Here is a 16,337-nt window from a genome sequence, read left to right as displayed (position 1 = left end):
TTAGGCTGCACGTTCCGGCAGGGGACGGGACGGTCGTGGCATGAAGGTCAGCGCAAGGGAGCTCAACCGCTCCACCCTCGCACGGCAGTTGCTGCTGCGGCGCGAGGCGATGGACGTCGGTGAAGCGGTCCGCCGGGTGGTCGCCCTGCAGGCGCAGCACGCCGCCTCGCCGTACCTCGCGCTGTGGAACAGGCTCGCCGGCTTCGACCCGGCCGACCTCGACGCCGCCTTCACGGGGCGCGAGGTCGTCAAGTCGACCTTGATGCGGCTGACCCTGCACGCCGTTCACGCGGAGGACTACCCGCCCTTCCGGGAGGCCGTACAGCCCTCCGTACGGGCGGCCCGGCTCGGGACCCGCTTCACGGACTCGGGGCTCACGCCCCAGGACGCCGACGTCCTCGTACCGCAGCTGCTGGACTTCGCCGACCGGCCCCGTACGACGGCGGAGTGCGAGGCCTGGCTCGGAGACCGGCTGGGAGCGGCGCCCCGGCCCGGAGCGTGGTGGGGGCTGCGGCAGTACGCGCCGCTGCTGCACGCGCCCACCGCCGCGCCGTGGTCGTTCGGGGAGCGTCCGTCGTACGTCGCGCCCCCGACCCGGCCGCGCACGGTACCGGCGGACCCGGAGGCATCGGAGGAGTCCCTGCGGACGCTGGTCCTGCGCTACCTGACGGGGTTCGGACCGGCGACGGTGGCGGACGTGGCGCAGTTCTCCATGGTCCCGCGGACCAGGATCCGCCAGGCGCTGCGCGCACTGGAGCTCGCCGGAGGGCTCGACCGGCTGACGGGCCCGGAGGGCGAGGAACTGTACGACGTCCAGGACGCACCGCGCCCGGAGGAGGACACGCCCGCGCCGCCCCGGCTGATGGCCATGTGGGACAGCGTGCTGCTGGCCTACGCCGACCGCAGCCGCGTCGTCCCGCCGCAATACCGCAAGCTCGTCGCCCGGATGAACGGCGACACCCTGGCGACCCTGCTCATCGACGGCCAGGTCGCCGGGGTGTGGCGCCCGGCCGGCACCGGGATCGAGGCAACCGCCTTCCACCCGCTGCCGGAAGAGGCCTGGGAGGCCCTCGCTACGGAGGCCCGCTCCCTGACCGCCTTCCTCTCCGACCGCGAACCGCAGGTCTACCGCCGCTACGCCCACTGGTGGACCAAACTCCCGAGCGCCGAAACCCGGCTGCTCACCTGAACCACGGAGCCGGGACCGGAGGGGGGTCCCGGTCTCTCGGTGGTGCGTATCGGTGTGGGCGCGATGGCGGCCGATCCCGCGGGGCCTGGCGGCTGACGGGGAGTTCGGTGACCTCGTCGTCGGCGAAGCGCTTCATGAGCAGGGCGCCGAACTCTCGGTCCGCAGGAGGATGTCGCGGTCGGTGACGTCCCACACCTCTGCCGTGCGGGACAAGAATGCGTCCTCGATCTGGGCCGGGAAGCGGTCCTGGGCTGCGACGAGGAGGCCCCGCCGGTCGGTGAAGCGGTGGTGGATCGAGCCGTTCGAGACACCCTCAGCAGGGAACGACCGTGATGCCTCGGCTACCGCACGGACAAGGAGGCCAAGCCGTACGCCAAGTACTCCCAGCGGGAGACCCGGCCCATCCAGGAACACGTCCGCGAGGCCCTGCTCGGCGGCACGGCCCCGGCCGTATGCCCACGCGGTCCAGGTCCCTCGTCAGCAGCGGTATCCGTTGGGGACCTGCAGGAGAGCCACGAAGATCCACACCATGACCGCGGTGCCCATCACACCGCCCAGGGCGGCGACCGCGAGGTTCCAGCGCCCCACGTACCCGATGAGCACCCCCCACCACGCAGCCGCGATGGCTGAGAGCAGGGCTCCGTAGACGATCAGCGCGAGCCCGTTGGCCGCGCCGTTGACTCCCACTTCGCAGGCCCGCCAGGCGGCCGCCAGCAGTACCGACCCGAGTGCACCGGTCGCCAGACCAGCCAGGGGGGCGACCAGACAGCCCCACTGTCCCCGGGTCACCTCCGGTTCCGGATCTGCGGAACGTTCTCCCCGTTGCGCTGTGCTTGCTCCATCTTGTCCATCGCCTCGTTGATCCCCTGGCGGAGCCGTTGAACCCGCCGATGGTGCCGTCGAGGATGTTCCCGTCCACGACAACGGCTTCGAGCGCCTGCTTGACGGCCTTGTCGAACTCGTCCACGGCCCGCACCGCCGCAGCAACGTGCGCGGTCCAGGACTCCTCCACGCTCTTGAGGTCCGGGTCGCGCCGCAGGACCCGTGCCTGTGCCGGGTCCTCGACCCGCGTGAAGTCGAAGGTCGCACGTCCCGCCCCCGATACCGCCATGCCCGCGGCCACCGCGTCGTCCCGCGCTGATTCGACCTTCTTCTTCAGCTCGGTGAAGCCGGCGTGAGCATCCGTCAGGATCTTGGCCACCGCCTGCGCCTCCGTCCGAGCGGACCTGTACTACGCCGGGTCGTCGCAAACTTCGTGTGGGCAGCCTCAACGCTGAACCCGAGCCAGTTCTGCCCGAGGGTGATCTTCTGAACCGTCTCCCGGTAACGCTCTTCCACCTTCGACAGATCAGCGGCCATGGACTGCCACCTCTCCGCAGCCGTCGAGAGTCCTTGCCGCCGCGTTCGTAGGCTTTTTCGCACCGTCCGCGGCCTTTTCCTCCTGGTCAGCGGGCACGGCTTCGACGTACTCCAGGAGGTCCTCCGGCAGACCGAGGGCATCGGCATCCAGGTCTGCATGCAAGGCGAGATGCTGCCCGGCCCACGCCTACCCCGAGCTGGGCAGGCACCCGCACCTCGTGGGGAACTACGGCGGCGCCCGGCAGGACCAGCGGCACCGCCAGGCGCTGAAGTGCTCGGCTCCGGCCGGGCGGCGATCGCGCTTGGACGCGGTGTGCCGGCGGTCAGGCGAGCCCGGAAGGCCGGCCTCGGCGGCGCTTGACGATCACTGTGACGGCGAGGCCGAGGCCCACGGCCACGGCGGTTCCGATCGCCGGCCACTGCCAGGTGGGGCCGGACCCGGCGCCTGCCGCTTCCGTCCGGGGCGGCACCGCGGCTGTCGGGTCGGTGCTGGGGACGGGGGTCTTCGCGGAGGTCGGGGCGGCCAGGGGGTCGACGTCAGCAGCCCCCGGGTCTCCCTCGCGGTCGAGCAGCACCTTGCGGGGACGGGCGACTCCGTAGCCGATCCAGTCACTGCGCTTGGAGCCGTCGACGGGGGCGCCGGCGGTCTGGATAAGGACCCGGGCCACCTGGTTCGCGGTCCAGTCGGGGTGAGCCGACCAGACCAGCGCGGCGGAGGCGGAGGCCAGACTTGTCGCGTACGAGGTGCCGCCGTTCCCCATGCACCAGCCCTTGTTGTCGGTACAGCGGATCTGGACCTTGCTTCCGACGGAGACCAGGTCCGTGTCGGGCCCGTGGGAGCTGAACGGCATGGCCTTACCGCTCTCGTCGACGGCTCCTACGCCGATGACTCCGGGAAGGGCGGCGATCGCGTTGCTCCAGTTCTTGCCCTCACCCGCGTTGCCCATGGCGGCGAAGATGAGCGCGCCCTTGCTCTGGGCGTACTCGACGGCCGGCTTGATCTTGTCCATCGGCCAGTCCGGAGTCACGCCGATGGAGAGGTTGATGACCTGGGCTCCGTTGTCGGCCGCGTACCGGAGTCCCTTGGCTGCTTCGGACGCCACGGCGAAGGCCATGGGCGTACCGACGCTGGTGCGGATGGGCAGCACCTTGGCGCCGGGAGCCAGGCCCTTGGGGCCGCCGGACGAGCCGTCACCGACGATCGCCGCGGTCATGGTGGTCCCGTGCCCGACGAAGTCCTCGTGCGGCGGGTACGTGATGTCCGGGCGTTCGAAGGGTGGTTCGATGTAGGACACTCCTGGAAGGACGGATTCGCTCTTCCAGTTCGAGACGTCCTTGACGCCGCTGTCGATGACGGCGACCGTGATGCCGCTGCCGTCCGCGACCTTCCACATCTCCTGGGCTTTCATTTTCGTGAGGTAGCCCTGCGGATCGGTATCGGCGGCTGCCGGCATCACCGTGCCTGCGCTGATCGTCAACGCCGCGACGATGACGCCCGCCGCCCGCCCCCACGACCCGTTCCGACGTACGGTGTCCAGCATTTTCGCCCCTCTGCACCTATCCACACCTATCCGCTGAAAATCGTGCGGATCCACCGCGTCACACTATCCGCCGCCTCGATGTCCACCACTCGCGAGGGTGTTGGGCCGCTGACGCCCTCACGGAGAACCCCTGCTGCTTGCGTCGAAAGTATTTTCTGGAAGATCGTCAGGCCGCCCGGTTACGGTGCGGGCATGGTGAATTTCGTGCTGGTTGCAGGTGCGCGGCTCGGGGCGTGGGCGTGGGGCGACGTGGTGCCGTATCTGCGGGCGGGCGGTCACGGTGTCCATCCGTTGACGCTGTCCGGTCTCGCTGACAAGCGGGGTGTACCAGCGGGGCAGGCGACTCATGTCGAGGACATCGTTGCCGAGGTGGAACGCCAGGATCTGCGCGACGTTGTCCTGGTGGGTCACAGCTACTCGGGCATCCCGGTCGGTCAGGCCGCGGAGCGGATCGGTGACCGGCTGGCCCGCGTGGTGTTCGTCGACTCGAGTGTTCCGACCGACGGCAAGTCGTTCGTCTCGGCCTGGCCGGACGGCGGGGTGGCAGTGGAGGCGTCGATCGCCGAGAACGGGGGGTTCTGGCCGCTCGCGCCGGCTTCCCACTACGACGGCGAAGGTCTCACCGATGAGCAGATCGCACGCCTCGTGCGCGGCTCGACGCCTCACCCCGGTGCCACGCTGACCGAGCCCGCTGCGCTGGCGAGGCCGCTCGGTGAACTTCCGGCGACGTACGTCCTGTGCGTGATGCCGGGGACCGAGCCCGAGGACGCCGAGCCCGACGCTGATGTGGCGGAGCTGCTGAACAGCAAGCGCTGGCGGCTGGCCACGATGGACACCGGTCATTGGCCGATGTTCTCCCAGCCGCGCGAGCTGGCACAGATTCTCCTCGATGCTGCCGTGGAGTGATCGCGGCCGGCCGCCGCCAGGGCCGGTTCCGTCAGGCGTCGAAGCGGCGGCGGGAGGCCTCGATGTGACCGAAGTAGCGGTGCGTCCAGTCGCAGAGTCCGTCGATCGTCGCCCGCAGGGCCTGGCCCGGCTCGGTGAGGGTGTACTCGACGCGGGGCGGCACGACGGGGTGGACGGTCCGCTCGAGCAGTCCGTACCGCTCCAGCATCCGCAGGTTCTGCGTCAGCATCTTTTGGCTGATGCCCTCGACCTCGTCGCGCAACGTGCTGAAGCGCAGGGTCCGCTCCCCGAGGGCCTCGATGATCAGGAGCGCCCACTTGTTGGCGACGTCCGAGAAGATCTCACGCCCCAGCGTGTCCGCCCGCCTCAGGTCCGCATCGTCGGGCGAGCCCGTGACCTGCTTGGTCACCATCTGGTTCCCCAGTCACCGAAAAGTGCGTTCTTCCATGTCAGGGGCCACTCTCCTACGGTTCCCGAGTAACCACAAGAGAGCGTGAACCTGGAGGCGGACAGCATGGCCATCACCCTCGTGAACCCCAAGGGCCTGCCGGAGATCGACGCCTACCGGCAGGTGTCGATCGCGACCGGATCGAAGCTGGTGTTCATCGCCGGCCAGGTCGCCTGGCGCGCCGACGGCGTCACGGTCGGTTCGGGCGACCTCGCCGCTCAGGTCGAGCAGTGCTACCTCAATGTCGGTATCGCCCTTGCCGGGGTCGGGGCCTCTTTCGGCGACGTGGCGAAGTTGACCGTCTACGTCGTCGACTGGACCCCCGACAAGATGCCCCTGCTGATGGAGGGGATCGGCCGGGCGGCCGCGAAGCTGGGTGTCACACCGGTCCCGCCCGCCTCGCTGCTGGGCGTCGCGGCACTGGACGTACCCGAGCACCTGGTCGAGATCGAAGCGACCGCCGTCATCGACTGAACAACCGACTCGACGGACGAGGGCGGCCTATTCCCGGGGTGCGGGGTGGTGAAGATCACGGTACGTGAGGCCCTGGCTACGGTCGCGTAGGTCATGATCCGAGGTGAAGTATGGGGTCCCGTGGCAGCGACGACGACATCCAACATCAAGACCATTGGCTCGTACGCGGCGCTCGGGGACAGTTTCACCGAGGGCGTGGGTGACCCGGGACCGGGGGACGCCTTCCTCGGGTGGGCGGACCGGCTGGCCGTCCTGCTGGCCGATCGGTGCGAGGAGCGGCACGAGCACTCGGGCGATTCCGGCGGACCGGGCGGGCCCGGCGAGCACGCGGCATCCGGGGGGTTCCGCTACGCGAACCTGGCCGTACGGGGCCGGCTGCTGGACCAGATCGTGTCCGAGCAGGTGCCCCGGGCCAAGGAGCTCGCGCCCGACCTGGTGACCTTCTGCGCGGGCGGCAACGACATCATCCGGCCCGGCAGCGATCCGGACGACGTGGCCGAACGGTACGAGGCGGCCGTGCGCGACCTCACCGGATCCGTCGGCCTGGTCGTGATCACCACCGGGTTCGACACGCGCGACGTGCCGGTCCTCAGGCACATGCGGGGCAAGATCGCGACGTTCAGCGCGCACGTCCGGTCGATCGCGGACCGGTACGAGTGCCCCGTGCTCGACCTCTGGTCGCTGAAGTCCGTACAGGACCGGCGGGCCTGGGACGACGACCGGCTGCACCTCTCGCCCGAGGGGCACACCAGGGTCGCCCTGCGCGCCGCCCAGGTGCTCGGCCTCGACACGCCGGCCGATCCGGACCAGCCCTGGCCGCCGATGCGGCCGCGCGGGTCGGTGGACACCACCCGCGACAACATCCACTGGGCGCGCGAGCACCTCGTGCCGTGGATCGGCCGGCGGCTGCGCGGGGAGTCCTCGGGGGACCACGTGGAGCCGAAGCGGCCGGACCTGCTGCCGCTGTAAGGGCGTAGGAGGGCGTAGGAGGGCGGTCAGGGGGAGGACGCGGAGGGGGCCGGGCACGTTCGGAGGGGCGCGACGGAATCCTTGGGGAGTGTCACGCGTTGGGATGGTGGTAATCATGAGAACGCCCTGTTCGCACCCCCCACACTGGAGGCGCCTTGACCGGCTCCCGTCCCCTGCGTCCACGGCTGCGCGCACTGCGGCCCGAAGCCTTCGGCGCGGACCCCTCCGGTGCCCGGCTGGAGCGGATCCTGCGGTCGCCGCACTTCGCCGACGGGGTCTTCCAGAACCCGGCCGGGACCAAGACCAGACCCTCCGGGTCCATGGCCGAGTTCGCCAAGATCTACTTCCACAAGGAACAGCGGATCCGGCGTAGCCCCGGAGCCCCCATCCCGGTCTACCCGACGACCCTGGCGGAGCTGTCGAAGCCCCCGGTCAGCGGCCTGCGGCTGACCTGGATGGGGCATTCGAGCGTGCTCGCCGAGATCGACGGACGCCGGGTGCTCTTCGACCCCGTCTGGGGCGACCGGTGTTCCCCCTTCCCCTTCGCGGGGCCCAAGCGGCTGCACCCGGTGCCCGTACCGCTGGCCTCGCTGGGCGACGTGGACGTGGTGGTGATCTCCCACGACCACTACGACCACCTCGACCTGCCGACCATCAAGGCCCTGGCCGGTACGGACACGGTCTTCGCGGTGCCGCTGGGCGTCGGCGCGCACCTGGAGCGCTGGGGAGTCCCGGCGAGCCGGCTGCGCGAGCTCGACTGGAACGAGAGCGCCGAGGTCGCGGGGCTCACGTTCACCGCCACCCCGGCCCAGCACTTCTGCGGCCGCGGCCTGCGCAACCAGCAGTTCACCCTGTGGGCCTCCTGGGTCGTCGCGGGCGACCAGCACCGGATCTACCACAGCGGGGACACCGGCTACTTCCCCGGCTTCAAGGAGATCGGCGCGGCGCACGGGCCCTTCGACGCCACGATGATCCAGATCGGGGCCTACTCGGAGTTCTGGACCGACATCCACATGACCCCCGAGGAGGGCGTACGCGCCCACCTGGACCTCCAGGGCGGCGTGGCCCGCGGCACGATGCTGCCGATCCACTGGGGCACCTTCAACCTGGCCCCGCACCCGTGGGACGAGCCGGGCGAGGGCACGGTGACGGCCGCCGAGGTCGCCGGGGCGGCCATCGCGCTGCCCGTGCCGGGGCAGCCCTTCGAGCCGGGTGCGGCCGACGCGCCGAGCGCGCCCTGGTGGCGCCCCTTCGTGGCCGCGGGCTCGCCGCCCCCGCCGGTCACGGCGACGGCGGCCCGTCCTGCTGCGGCCGCGCAGCAGCCGGCGGCCGTCACCCGCGAGGAGTCGGAGGCGGTGGGCTCCTAGCCCGTAGCCCGTAGGCCCGGAACGTGAGGGAGCGGGACCGCCCGGGTGTGGCGGTCCCGCTCAGTGCTGGTGCCGGGGGCTACTGCCTGTGGCCGCGCAGGTCCAGGCAGAGCGCCCAGACGTCGGTGTAGGTGTTCGGAGAGGGCGATCCCCCGGCGTGGATGTTGGCCGTCCAGGATGCGGCCGTGGTGGATCCGTTGCCGACCGGGTTGCCGTCGGAGTCGCTGGGGAAGCTTCCGTTCAAGTGGGTTCCGCCCGAGCCGGCCTTGGTGAAGCCCTTCGTCGTCACGTCGCCCCCGCTGGCGGCGGCACCGCCGCTGATCAGGAGGCTCTTGTCGCCCTGTTCTCCGTGACGGCCGCGCCCACTCCGGTCCTGTCCGTTGTCGTCGGCGCAGCCGACGGTCGCCGTCCGGCCGGTACCGGGTCCCGTCGGGCCGGTCACCTCGCGGAAGTGGACCTTGGTGGACATGCCCCTGACGTTGACGCGGTCACCGGTACAGATCGCGTAGGCGAACGTCGTGTTCCCGTTGTTGCCGTGTCCGCCGCCGATCCCCCCGACCGCGGTCCAGGAGTCGGGGTTGACCTCACCCTCGGCAGCAGGCTTCCGGCCGAAGTCGTGCGCGGCGTCGTTGAAGGTGGGGAAGCTGCCGACCGGCTTGAGGCTGCCGACGCTGGCGGGAGTGTTCCGCACACCGCCGCCGAGCAGCATCGTGCCGGCAGGGCAGGTCGCCACGACCACCTCGGACGATTGCGGGGCGGTGGGCCCGGCCTTCTGGTTCATGACGACCTGGGTGTGCCTGATCCGCGGGGTGGAGAGGCAGACCGCGTACGCAGTGGTGGAGAAGGCGGGGCCGGCGTTGCCCCCGCTGCCGCCGAACGCGAGCCAGTGCCTGACGTCGGCGGCGACCACCCCGGGCGACTCGGTGTACTCGGTGAGGCCGTCGGGGCTGGGAGCCATGCCCAGCACGTGGTTGCCGTTGCGCGTGCTGTCGGTGCCGATCGTCTGGTTGACCCCGCCGCCGGAGACGAGTCCGTCGGCGCAGTCGGCGCGGGAGGAGACACCGGTGAAGGTGGTCGCGGGGCCCATCGTGGCTTCGGGGACCGTCACGGTGACGCCCGCGACGTCGGCGTAGGCGATTTCCGGGACCGTCAGGGCGATCAGAGCGCCGGGGACCAGCGCCTTCGCCAGGACGGAATGGCGCAGGGACTTCTTGTTCATCGGTTGTCCGTCTTTCTGGTGTCAACGCGCGGCGGACGTGGCGTGAGAGCGGTCGTCGTTCGGATGCGGCGTTGTGCGGGTGGAACGGGTGGAACGCGTGGTGGCGCCGGTGACTCAGACGCCGTCGTCGGCACAGAGCGCCCAGACGTCGGTCTTGGTGTTCGGTGAGTTCGCCCCACCGGTGTGGGTGAAGGCCGTCCAGGACGCCGCCGTGGTGGCCCCGTCACTCACGGGATTGGCGCTGGAGTCGCTGGGGTAGCTGCCGTTGAGGTGGTCGCCGCCCGAGGCCGGTCCCGTGAAGTTGGTGGTGGTGACGTTGCCCCCGCTGATGGCGGCGCCCCCGCTGACCAGCTTCCCGTCCCCGCCACCGCAGGTGACCGTGGCCTTCAGGCCCGTACTGCCCGTGGTCGGGCCGCTCACCTCGCTGAAGCGGACCTTCACGTTGACGCCGCTGACGTTGATGCCGCTCCCGCTGCAGATCGCGTAGGCGAAGGTCTGGTTGGCGGCGTTGCTGTTGTTGTCCCACCCGACGGCGGACCAGGAGTCGGGGTTGGTCTCCCCGTCGGCCGCGGCCTTAGCGCCGTAGCTGTGGGCGGAGTTGTTGAAGGTGGGGAAGGCGGCGATCGGCTTGAAGGAGCCGGTGTTGCCGGGGGTGGTGCGCGCCCCGCCGCCGAGCAGGCGGGTGTTGGCCGGGCAGGTCGCCGTGACGAGGCCCACCGTCGAGCCGGTGGTGGGGGTGTTGGCCTTGTTCATGACCACCTGGGTGTGGTTGATCAGGTTGCTGGTGAAGCACATCGCGTAGGGGGTGCTGGAGAAGCCGGCGTTCACCTGGCCCCCGCTTCCGCCGATGCCGAGCCAGTGCGTCACGTCGGTTCCGACGACGCCGGTGGAGCCGAGGTACTCGGTGCTGCCGTCGGAGCTGGGCGAGGTGCCGTTGACGTGGTTGCCGTTCACCGCCCCCGTGCCGAGGGCCTGGGTGATCCCGCCGCCGGAGATCAGGCCGCTCGAACAGTCCGCGTGGGTGGATATCTCGGAGCTGGAGGTGGAGGGGCCGCTGGTGGCCCCGGGGGTCTTCACGGTCACGCCCACGGTGTTGGCGTAGGCGGTTCCCGGTACGGCCAGGGCCAGTACGGCGCCCAGGATCAGCGTCCTGCCCGCGGCGAAGCGGCGCAGAAGTCCTGCGGTCATGTGGCTCTCCCCATGGGATGGGTGGTTGGTGACTGGTGATGAGCAAGGGCGGAGGCCGTGGCCGTGGACGATCGGCTGGGCGGCGCGGCACGGGAGTCGTCGGTGCGGAGCTGTCACGGCATCACAACGGGCGCTTGCCTCGCGGATGTACGCCGCTCAGGGCAGACCAGGGGTACGGGCTCGGCCGGTTCGCCGCTCGGTCATGAGCAGCGCATGCGGACTCTAGCAGTACTTTAATGCCGCATCTACCTAGATAATTCTTTGATTTGAGTTGCATATGCCGAAGTCGAACAAGCGGCTCCGCGGTCTTCGGGCGCCGTGGGCGGGGCAGGAGGGGGGGTGAGGTGCGGGCGGGAGCTCCGGGGGACGGCGCGTGCCCGCGGGGCGCCGGGTGGTGCGCGCTCCCGGCGCATTCGGGCTGTCGTACGAGCGCTCCATCGGGAGCGGGAAGCACCCGGGCGAAGTTCCCCAACTGGCCGTCCTGGGGCGGAGCGTGCGGTCTAGCGTGGGTATCCGGTGATCAACACCGGATCCCGGGAAGCCCGGGGGCCGGGCCCCACATACCGAGGACGTCGATGTCCGGACTCCGCGCCGCCCGCCACGCCCCGTCGAGACATGCCGTCACCGGTCCCGGCCGGCAGATACGGCCCCAGCTGATCCGCGCCGCCCTGCTGCCCACGCTCGCAGCCGGGCTCAGCGGCGCCGCCGCGGTGATCTTCGCGCTCCAGCTCGGCGGCGGCGCGGGCGCCCGCGACCCCCGGCTGTGGCCGGTGCTCGGCGGCTGCGCCCTGCTCTTCGCGGGCGCGCTCGCGGCCGCCCTGCTCGGGGCCCAGCGCGCGGCCAAGACCGTCCGCGACCGCTGCGAGGCGCTGCGCCGCTCCAGCGTCCGCGGCCGCCAGGAGCTGCACACCACAGCCGACCGGCTGGAGCGCGGCGAGCTGCCCGCCCGCCCGGTGCGCGGCGGGTCGGCCGCGCCGTCCTTCGGCCCCGAGACGGCGGGGATCGACGAGTTCTGGCTGCTCGCCCAGGAGCTGCGCGGCGCCCGCGAACAGGCCCACGCGACCCTGGTCCGCCTCGGCGGGCCCGTCACGCCCTCCGACAGCGACCGCAAGGTCGAGGTCTTCGTCAACCTCGCGCGCCGCCTCCAGTCCCTCGTGCACCGCGAGATCTCGCTGCTGGACGACCTGGAGGACACGGTCGAGGACCCGGACCTGCTCAAGGAGCTCTTCCAGGTCGACCACCTCGCCACCCGGATCCGGCGCCACGCGGAGAACCTCGCGGTGCTCGGCGGGGCGGCCTCGCGCCGCCAGTGGACCCGGCCCGTCGACCTGAGCGAGGTACTGCGCTCCTCGGTCGCGGAGGTCGAGCAGTACACCCGGGTCAAGGTGGTGCCCCCCGCGGGGGGTTCCGTACGCGGCCACGCCGTCGCCGACGTGGTGCACCTGCTCGCCGAACTCGTGGAGAACGCCACCGTGTTCTCCGCCCCCGACACCGACGTCGTGGTGCGGGCGGAGCGGGTCACGGCCGGGATCGCGGTCGAAGTGGAGGACCGGGGGCTCGGCATGCCGCCCGAGGAGGCGCACCGGATGAACGCCCTCCTCGCGGACCCCGACCAGATCAGCGTGCGGCACCTGCTGGCCGACGGGCGGATCGGCCTGTTCGTCGTCTCGGCGCTGGCGCGCAGGCACGGGATCGCCGTCGAGCTCAAGTCGAACATCTACGGTGGCGTGCTCGCCGTACTGGTCCTGCCCCAGGAGCTGCTGGGAGCCGGGGCGCCGAGCGCGGCCGACGCCCTGGGCGGCTCCCGGGCCACCTCCTGGGGGACCGGCGAGGGGGCCGGCGCGCCGCTGCTGGAGCCCGTACGGGTGCCCCTGCCGGGCACGGGGCCCCGTACGGAACCCGCGGGTACGGAAACGGTGGTGATGGCGTCCACGGTCGTGGCGCCTGTGGCGCCGGCGGTACCGGTGGTACTCGTAGCGCCTGTGGCACCTGTGGTTGCCACCCCCGCCGTCGCCGCGCCCGCCCCGTCCGTGCCGGCCGCCCGGGACGGCGGAGAGCGGCCGCCGCTGCCCCGGCGGCGGGCCCAGGAGCACCTCGCGCCCCAGCTGCGCGAGGCCCCCGCACCCCGGCCGGGAGGCGCCGGCGGGGCCGGGGCCGCGGAGGGGCCCGTCCACGACCCCGGCCTGATGGCCGCCTTCCAGCGGGGCTTCGGCCTCGCCCAGTCGGAGCACCGGACGTGACCCCGGCCTCCGGCCCCTCACCCCATCACCCGACAGCTAAGGAGCGCACCCCCATGGGCGGCGAAGCGGCGACCACGACCAGTACGACGACCACGCGGCTCTCGGACCTCGACTGGCTGCTCAGCGGCCTGGTCCAGCGGGTCCCGTACACGCGCAGCGCGGTCCTGCTGACCGCCGACGGGCTCGTCACCTGCGTGCACGGACTCGATGCGGACAGCGCCGACCACTTGGCGGCCCTGGCCTCCGGGCTGTACGCCCTCGGCCGCAGCGCCGGGTCCCGGTTCGCGGAAGGAGCCGAGGTCCGGCAGGTGGTGGTCGAGCTCGACACCGCCCTCGTCTTCGTCTCGGCGGCCGGCTCCGGCACCTGCCTGGCCGTACTGGCCGACCGGGAGGCCGACGCGGGCGTGCTCGGCTACGAGATGGCCATGCTGGTCAAGAGCGTCCGCCCGTACCTGGCGGCCCCGCCGCGGCGGCCCGCTGCCGACGTGGAGCGATGAGGGGCCGCGCGAGGGGGGCAACGGCACCGGGGGGACCGCGCGATGCGCCGTGGCTGGACGATTCCGCGGGCCGGGTCATCCGGCCGTACACCGCGAGCGGCGGGCGGACGCGACCGTCCGTCTCCCTCGACCTGCTGTCGCTGGTGACGGCCACCGGAGTGCGCCCGCGCGCGCCCCTCGGTGCCGAGCACGCCCTCGCGCTGCGGCTGTGCGCCGGCTCGGCGGCGGTCACCGTCGCCGAGGTGGCGGGCCACCTCGGGCTGCCTGCGGTGGTGGTCAAGGTCGTCCTCGGCGATCTGATGGAACACGGGGCCGTGACGGTGCGGGCACCGTGCTTCCCCACCGGCGGTTCCTTCGCCGACGACGACCAGTCCCTGCTCCGGGCGGTGCTCGATGGCCTGCGCAAACGGCTCTGACCCGGCCGCCGGCGAATCCTCCGCGACCTTGAAGATCCTGGTCGCGGGCGGGTTCGGGGCGGGCAAGACCACCTTCGTGGGCGCGGTGAGCGAGATCGAGCCGCTGAGCACGGAGGAGCTGCTGAGCGGGCTGAGCGAGGCCGCCGACGCGCTCGACGGGGTCGAGGCGAAGACGACCACGACCGTGGCGCTGGACTTCGGCCGCATCACCCTGGCCGAGCGGCACGTGCTCTACCTCTTCGGCACCCCCGGCCAGCAGCGGTTCTGGTTCCTCTGGGAGGAGCTGTGCGCGGGCGCACTGGGGGCGGTGGTGCTCGCCGACACGCGCCGCCTCGCCGACTGCTTCCCCGCCGTGGACTTCTTCGAGCGGCGGGGGGTCGGCTTCATCGTCGCCGTCAACGAGTTCGACGGTGGGCACCGCTACACGCCCGGCGAGGTGCGGGACGCCATGGGGCTCGGCCCGCAGGTGCCCGTGGTGCGCTGCGACGCCCGCCTGCCGAGCTCCGGAACGGGGGTGCTGGCAGCCCTGGTCCACCACTTGCTCGACACCAAGTACCAGACGTGATGTGGGGGAGACACCATGACCTACTACGAATCGACCGGACACCTGCTGCTCACACCGGTGGACCGGGAGGCGCCCGCCCGCGTGCTGCGGCTGCGTGAACTGGGGCTGGGGGAGCGGACGGACGGTGAGCTGGACGCGTTCGCGCGCCGGGTCGCGGACGAGCTCGCGGCGCCGTACAGCGGTGTCAACTTCATCAGCGAGGAACGGCAGTTCTTCGCCGGGCTGCACCACGCGCCCGACGCCCCGGCGAGCGGCTATCCGGCGCGGGCGCTCCCCAGGGACCACGGGTACTGCCCGCACGTGGTGGTACGGCGGCGCGCGCTGGTGCTGGAGGACGTACGGGACTTCGCGCGCTTCGCGGGCAACGCCGTCGTGGACGAGAGCGGGGTGCGGTCCTACGCGGGCGCGCCGCTGACCGACCGGCGCGGGATCGTCCTGGGGACGGTGTGCGCGGTGGACGTGGTGCCCAGGCGCTGGGGGCTGGCGGGGCTCGCGCAGGTGAAGGCGCTGGCGGCGGAGCTGGTGGAGCTGCTGCACGACCGGGAGGACCGCGCGGCCCGGGGGTGAATGTCAGTGCCCGGGTCTACCGTCGGAGACGAGGCACCTTGCGCGTACCGGAGAGGAGTCGGGGGATGGGCACGACGGCGGAGGACGTCCGGAGGATCGCGCTGTCGCTCCCGGGCAGCAGCGAGAAACTGGCCTGGGGCATGCCCACCTTCAGGGTGGGCGGCGCGGCGAACGGCAAGAGCGGGACCGGCGGGAGCAGTGGGAACAGCGGGAAGATCTTCGCCGCGCTCGCCGACGACGACACCTCGATCGGGGTGAAGTGTCCCCGGGAGGACCGCGAGGAGCTGATCGCGGCGGAGCCGGAGAAGTTCTTCATACGGCCCGGCCACGACGACAACTACGCGTGGCTCCGGGTCCGGCTGGCGGCGGTGGAGGACGCGGCGGAGCTGCGCTCGATCCTGACCGACTCCTGGTGCCAGGCGGCCCCCAAGCGCCTGGCGGCGGCCCATCCGGAGCTGGACCGCCGCGGGCCCGGGGGGCCGGTCACCGCGGAGTGAAGGCGGCGATCCGCGCGCGCAGCGCGGCCGGGTCCAGTCCGTGCGCCGCCGTGTGCTCGTCGATGGTGCCGTAGCGGCGCAGCTCGGCGCGGCCGACGCCGAGGCCGAGCACCCGGTGCGGGACCGCTTCCAGTGCCCGGTTCGCGGCGGCCGTGGAGGTCCCGGCGAGGTACGGCTCGACCAGCACCACGTCGGCCGGGCCGTGCCCGACGGCAGCGCGCAGCGCCGCGTCGTCGAAGGGCCGTACGGTCGGCGCGTAGAGCACGCTCACATCCATGCCCTCGGTCGCCGCGAGGACGTTGTCGAGCAGGGGCCCGACGGCGACGACGACGCCGCCACGGCCCTCCCGTACGGTCTGGAAACCCAGTCCGGCGACGGGGCGGGCCGCCGTGTTCGACTGCTCGGAGAGCCGGACGTAGACCTTGTCGTCCCCGGCGGCGTAGGCGTGCCGCAGCAGTGCCTCGGCCTCGTCCGGGTGGCCCGGGACGTGCACGGTCCAGCCGTCCAGGGTGTCCAGCAGGGCCACGTCGCCCGGCGCCATGTGGGTGAACCCGCCGGCCGGCCAGTCGTAGCTCGCGCTCGCGCTGACCAGGACCCCGCCCGTGCCCTGGTGCCCGAAGTCCAGCTTGACCTGCTCGAAGGGCCGCTCCACGAGGAAGCTGGCGAAGGTGTGCACCACCGGGCGCAGCCCCGTGAGGGCCAGGCCGCCGCCGACGCCGATCAGCAGCTGCTCGCGGATGCCCACGTTGACCACCCGGTCCGGATGGCGGTCCTGTGCGGGCCGGAAGCCGTCCATGGTGATCTCGGCCAGCACGACGGCCAGCCGGGGGTCCTCGTCGAGTGCCCGCGATGTGACCGAGACGAATCGTTCGCGCATGGTGTCCATGTCTCCCCC

18 protein-coding genes are annotated in these 16,337 nt (G+C 71.9%); 11 read left to right on the top strand and 7 right to left on the bottom strand.

Features of this window, described 5'->3' with window-relative positions; genetic code table 11:
* The first annotated feature begins 40 nt into the window (after positions 1-40).
* Positions 41-1,189, top strand: a complete 1,149-nt coding sequence (locus NLX94_RS02585) for a winged helix DNA-binding domain-containing protein (RefSeq protein ID WP_254380888.1) — start codon at positions 41-43, stop codon at positions 1,187-1,189.
* A gap of 477 nt (positions 1,190-1,666) precedes the next feature.
* Here the strand turns inward: NLX94_RS02585 and NLX94_RS02580 are convergent, their stop codons facing one another.
* The 3 genes from NLX94_RS02580 to NLX94_RS02570 all read right to left on the bottom strand — a co-directional run bounded on the left by NLX94_RS02580 (position 1,667) and on the right by NLX94_RS02570 (position 4,026).
* Complete coding sequence (locus tag NLX94_RS02580) at positions 1,667-1,978, bottom strand: hypothetical protein (RefSeq protein ID WP_254380887.1); 312 nt, start codon at positions 1,976-1,978, stop codon at positions 1,667-1,669.
* A gap of 559 nt (positions 1,979-2,537) precedes the next feature.
* The gene (locus tag NLX94_RS02575; RefSeq protein ID WP_254380886.1) at positions 2,538-2,711 is read right to left on the bottom strand and encodes a hypothetical protein; all 174 of its coding nucleotides are present in this window, start codon (positions 2,709-2,711) and stop codon (positions 2,538-2,540) included.
* A 160-nt stretch (positions 2,712-2,871) separates the two neighbouring features.
* Positions 2,872-4,026, bottom strand: a complete 1,155-nt coding sequence (locus NLX94_RS02570; protein WP_254380885.1) for a S8 family serine peptidase — start codon at positions 4,024-4,026, stop codon at positions 2,872-2,874.
* 255 nt (positions 4,027-4,281) lie between these two features.
* Here NLX94_RS02570 and NLX94_RS02565 point away from each other — a divergent pair, with 255 nt between their 5' ends.
* A complete protein-coding gene (locus tag NLX94_RS02565; RefSeq protein ID WP_254380884.1) occupies positions 4,282-4,995 on the top strand; it encodes an alpha/beta fold hydrolase in 714 nt (237 codons plus the stop codon).
* Positions 4,996-5,026: 31 nt separating this feature from the next.
* Here NLX94_RS02565 and NLX94_RS02560 read toward each other — a convergent pair whose 3' ends face one another.
* Positions 5,027-5,407, bottom strand: a complete 381-nt coding sequence (locus tag NLX94_RS02560) for a helix-turn-helix domain-containing protein (protein ID WP_254380883.1) — start codon at positions 5,405-5,407, stop codon at positions 5,027-5,029.
* A gap of 102 nt (positions 5,408-5,509) precedes the next feature.
* On the opposite strand from NLX94_RS02560, the gene NLX94_RS02555 reads away from it, so the two are divergent.
* The 3 genes from NLX94_RS02555 to NLX94_RS02545 all read left to right on the top strand — a co-directional run bounded on the left by NLX94_RS02555 (position 5,510) and on the right by NLX94_RS02545 (position 8,253).
* Positions 5,510-5,917 carry a RidA family protein gene (locus tag NLX94_RS02555; protein WP_254380882.1) on the top strand — a complete coding sequence of 136 codons (408 nt, stop codon included), beginning with the start codon at positions 5,510-5,512 and terminating at the stop codon, positions 5,915-5,917.
* A gap of 93 nt (positions 5,918-6,010) precedes the next feature.
* Positions 6,011-6,886, top strand: a complete 876-nt coding sequence (locus tag NLX94_RS02550) for an SGNH/GDSL hydrolase family protein (protein WP_374683886.1) — start codon at positions 6,011-6,013, stop codon at positions 6,884-6,886.
* A 155-nt stretch (positions 6,887-7,041) separates the two neighbouring features.
* A complete protein-coding gene (locus NLX94_RS02545; protein WP_254380880.1) occupies positions 7,042-8,253 on the top strand; it encodes an MBL fold metallo-hydrolase in 1,212 nt (403 codons plus the stop codon).
* A gap of 79 nt (positions 8,254-8,332) precedes the next feature.
* Here the strand turns inward: NLX94_RS02545 and NLX94_RS02540 are convergent, their stop codons facing one another.
* Entirely contained in the window at positions 8,333-9,472 is a 1,140-nt protein-coding gene (locus tag NLX94_RS02540) for a hypothetical protein (RefSeq protein WP_254380879.1), read from the bottom strand.
* Between the two features lie 114 nt (positions 9,473-9,586).
* Positions 9,587-10,660 carry a hypothetical protein gene (locus NLX94_RS02535; protein ID WP_254380878.1) on the bottom strand — a complete coding sequence of 358 codons (1,074 nt, stop codon included), beginning with the start codon at positions 10,658-10,660 and terminating at the stop codon, positions 9,587-9,589.
* Between the two features lie 575 nt (positions 10,661-11,235).
* On the opposite strand from NLX94_RS02535, the gene NLX94_RS02530 reads away from it, so the two are divergent.
* From NLX94_RS02530 to NLX94_RS02505, 6 genes are all read left to right on the top strand, one after another.
* Positions 11,236-12,900 carry an ATP-binding protein gene (locus NLX94_RS02530; protein ID WP_254380877.1) on the top strand — a complete coding sequence of 555 codons (1,665 nt, stop codon included), beginning with the start codon at positions 11,236-11,238 and terminating at the stop codon, positions 12,898-12,900.
* A gap of 53 nt (positions 12,901-12,953) precedes the next feature.
* A complete protein-coding gene (locus NLX94_RS02525; protein WP_254380876.1) occupies positions 12,954-13,397 on the top strand; it encodes a roadblock/LC7 domain-containing protein in 444 nt (147 codons plus the stop codon).
* A complete protein-coding gene (locus tag NLX94_RS02520; protein WP_254380875.1) occupies positions 13,394-13,813 on the top strand; it encodes a DUF742 domain-containing protein in 420 nt (139 codons plus the stop codon). The genes NLX94_RS02525 and NLX94_RS02520 overlap by 4 nt, the downstream gene beginning before the upstream one ends.
* The gene (locus NLX94_RS02515) at positions 13,791-14,378 is read left to right on the top strand and encodes an ATP/GTP-binding protein (RefSeq protein ID WP_254380874.1); all 588 of its coding nucleotides are present in this window, start codon (positions 13,791-13,793) and stop codon (positions 14,376-14,378) included. Before NLX94_RS02520 ends, NLX94_RS02515 begins: the two co-directional genes overlap by 23 nt.
* A 15-nt stretch (positions 14,379-14,393) precedes the next feature.
* Complete coding sequence (locus NLX94_RS02510) at positions 14,394-14,945, top strand: GAF domain-containing protein (RefSeq protein WP_254380873.1); 552 nt, start codon at positions 14,394-14,396, stop codon at positions 14,943-14,945.
* Between the two features lie 65 nt (positions 14,946-15,010).
* The gene (locus NLX94_RS02505; protein WP_254380872.1) at positions 15,011-15,442 is read left to right on the top strand and encodes an MmcQ/YjbR family DNA-binding protein; all 432 of its coding nucleotides are present in this window, start codon (positions 15,011-15,013) and stop codon (positions 15,440-15,442) included.
* On the opposite strand, the gene NLX94_RS02500 is transcribed toward NLX94_RS02505, so the two are convergent.
* The gene (locus NLX94_RS02500) at positions 15,429-16,328 is read right to left on the bottom strand and encodes a transketolase family protein (RefSeq protein ID WP_254380871.1); all 900 of its coding nucleotides are present in this window, start codon (positions 16,326-16,328) and stop codon (positions 15,429-15,431) included. The genes NLX94_RS02505 and NLX94_RS02500 overlap by 14 nt on opposite strands.
* Positions 16,329-16,337: the final 9 nt, after the last annotated feature.

The organism is Streptomyces sp. TBY4, assembly GCF_024213195.1.
In the GTDB taxonomy this organism is placed as follows: domain Bacteria; phylum Actinomycetota; class Actinomycetes; order Streptomycetales; family Streptomycetaceae; genus Streptomyces.
This window is presented reverse-complemented; position numbering and strand designations above follow the sequence as displayed.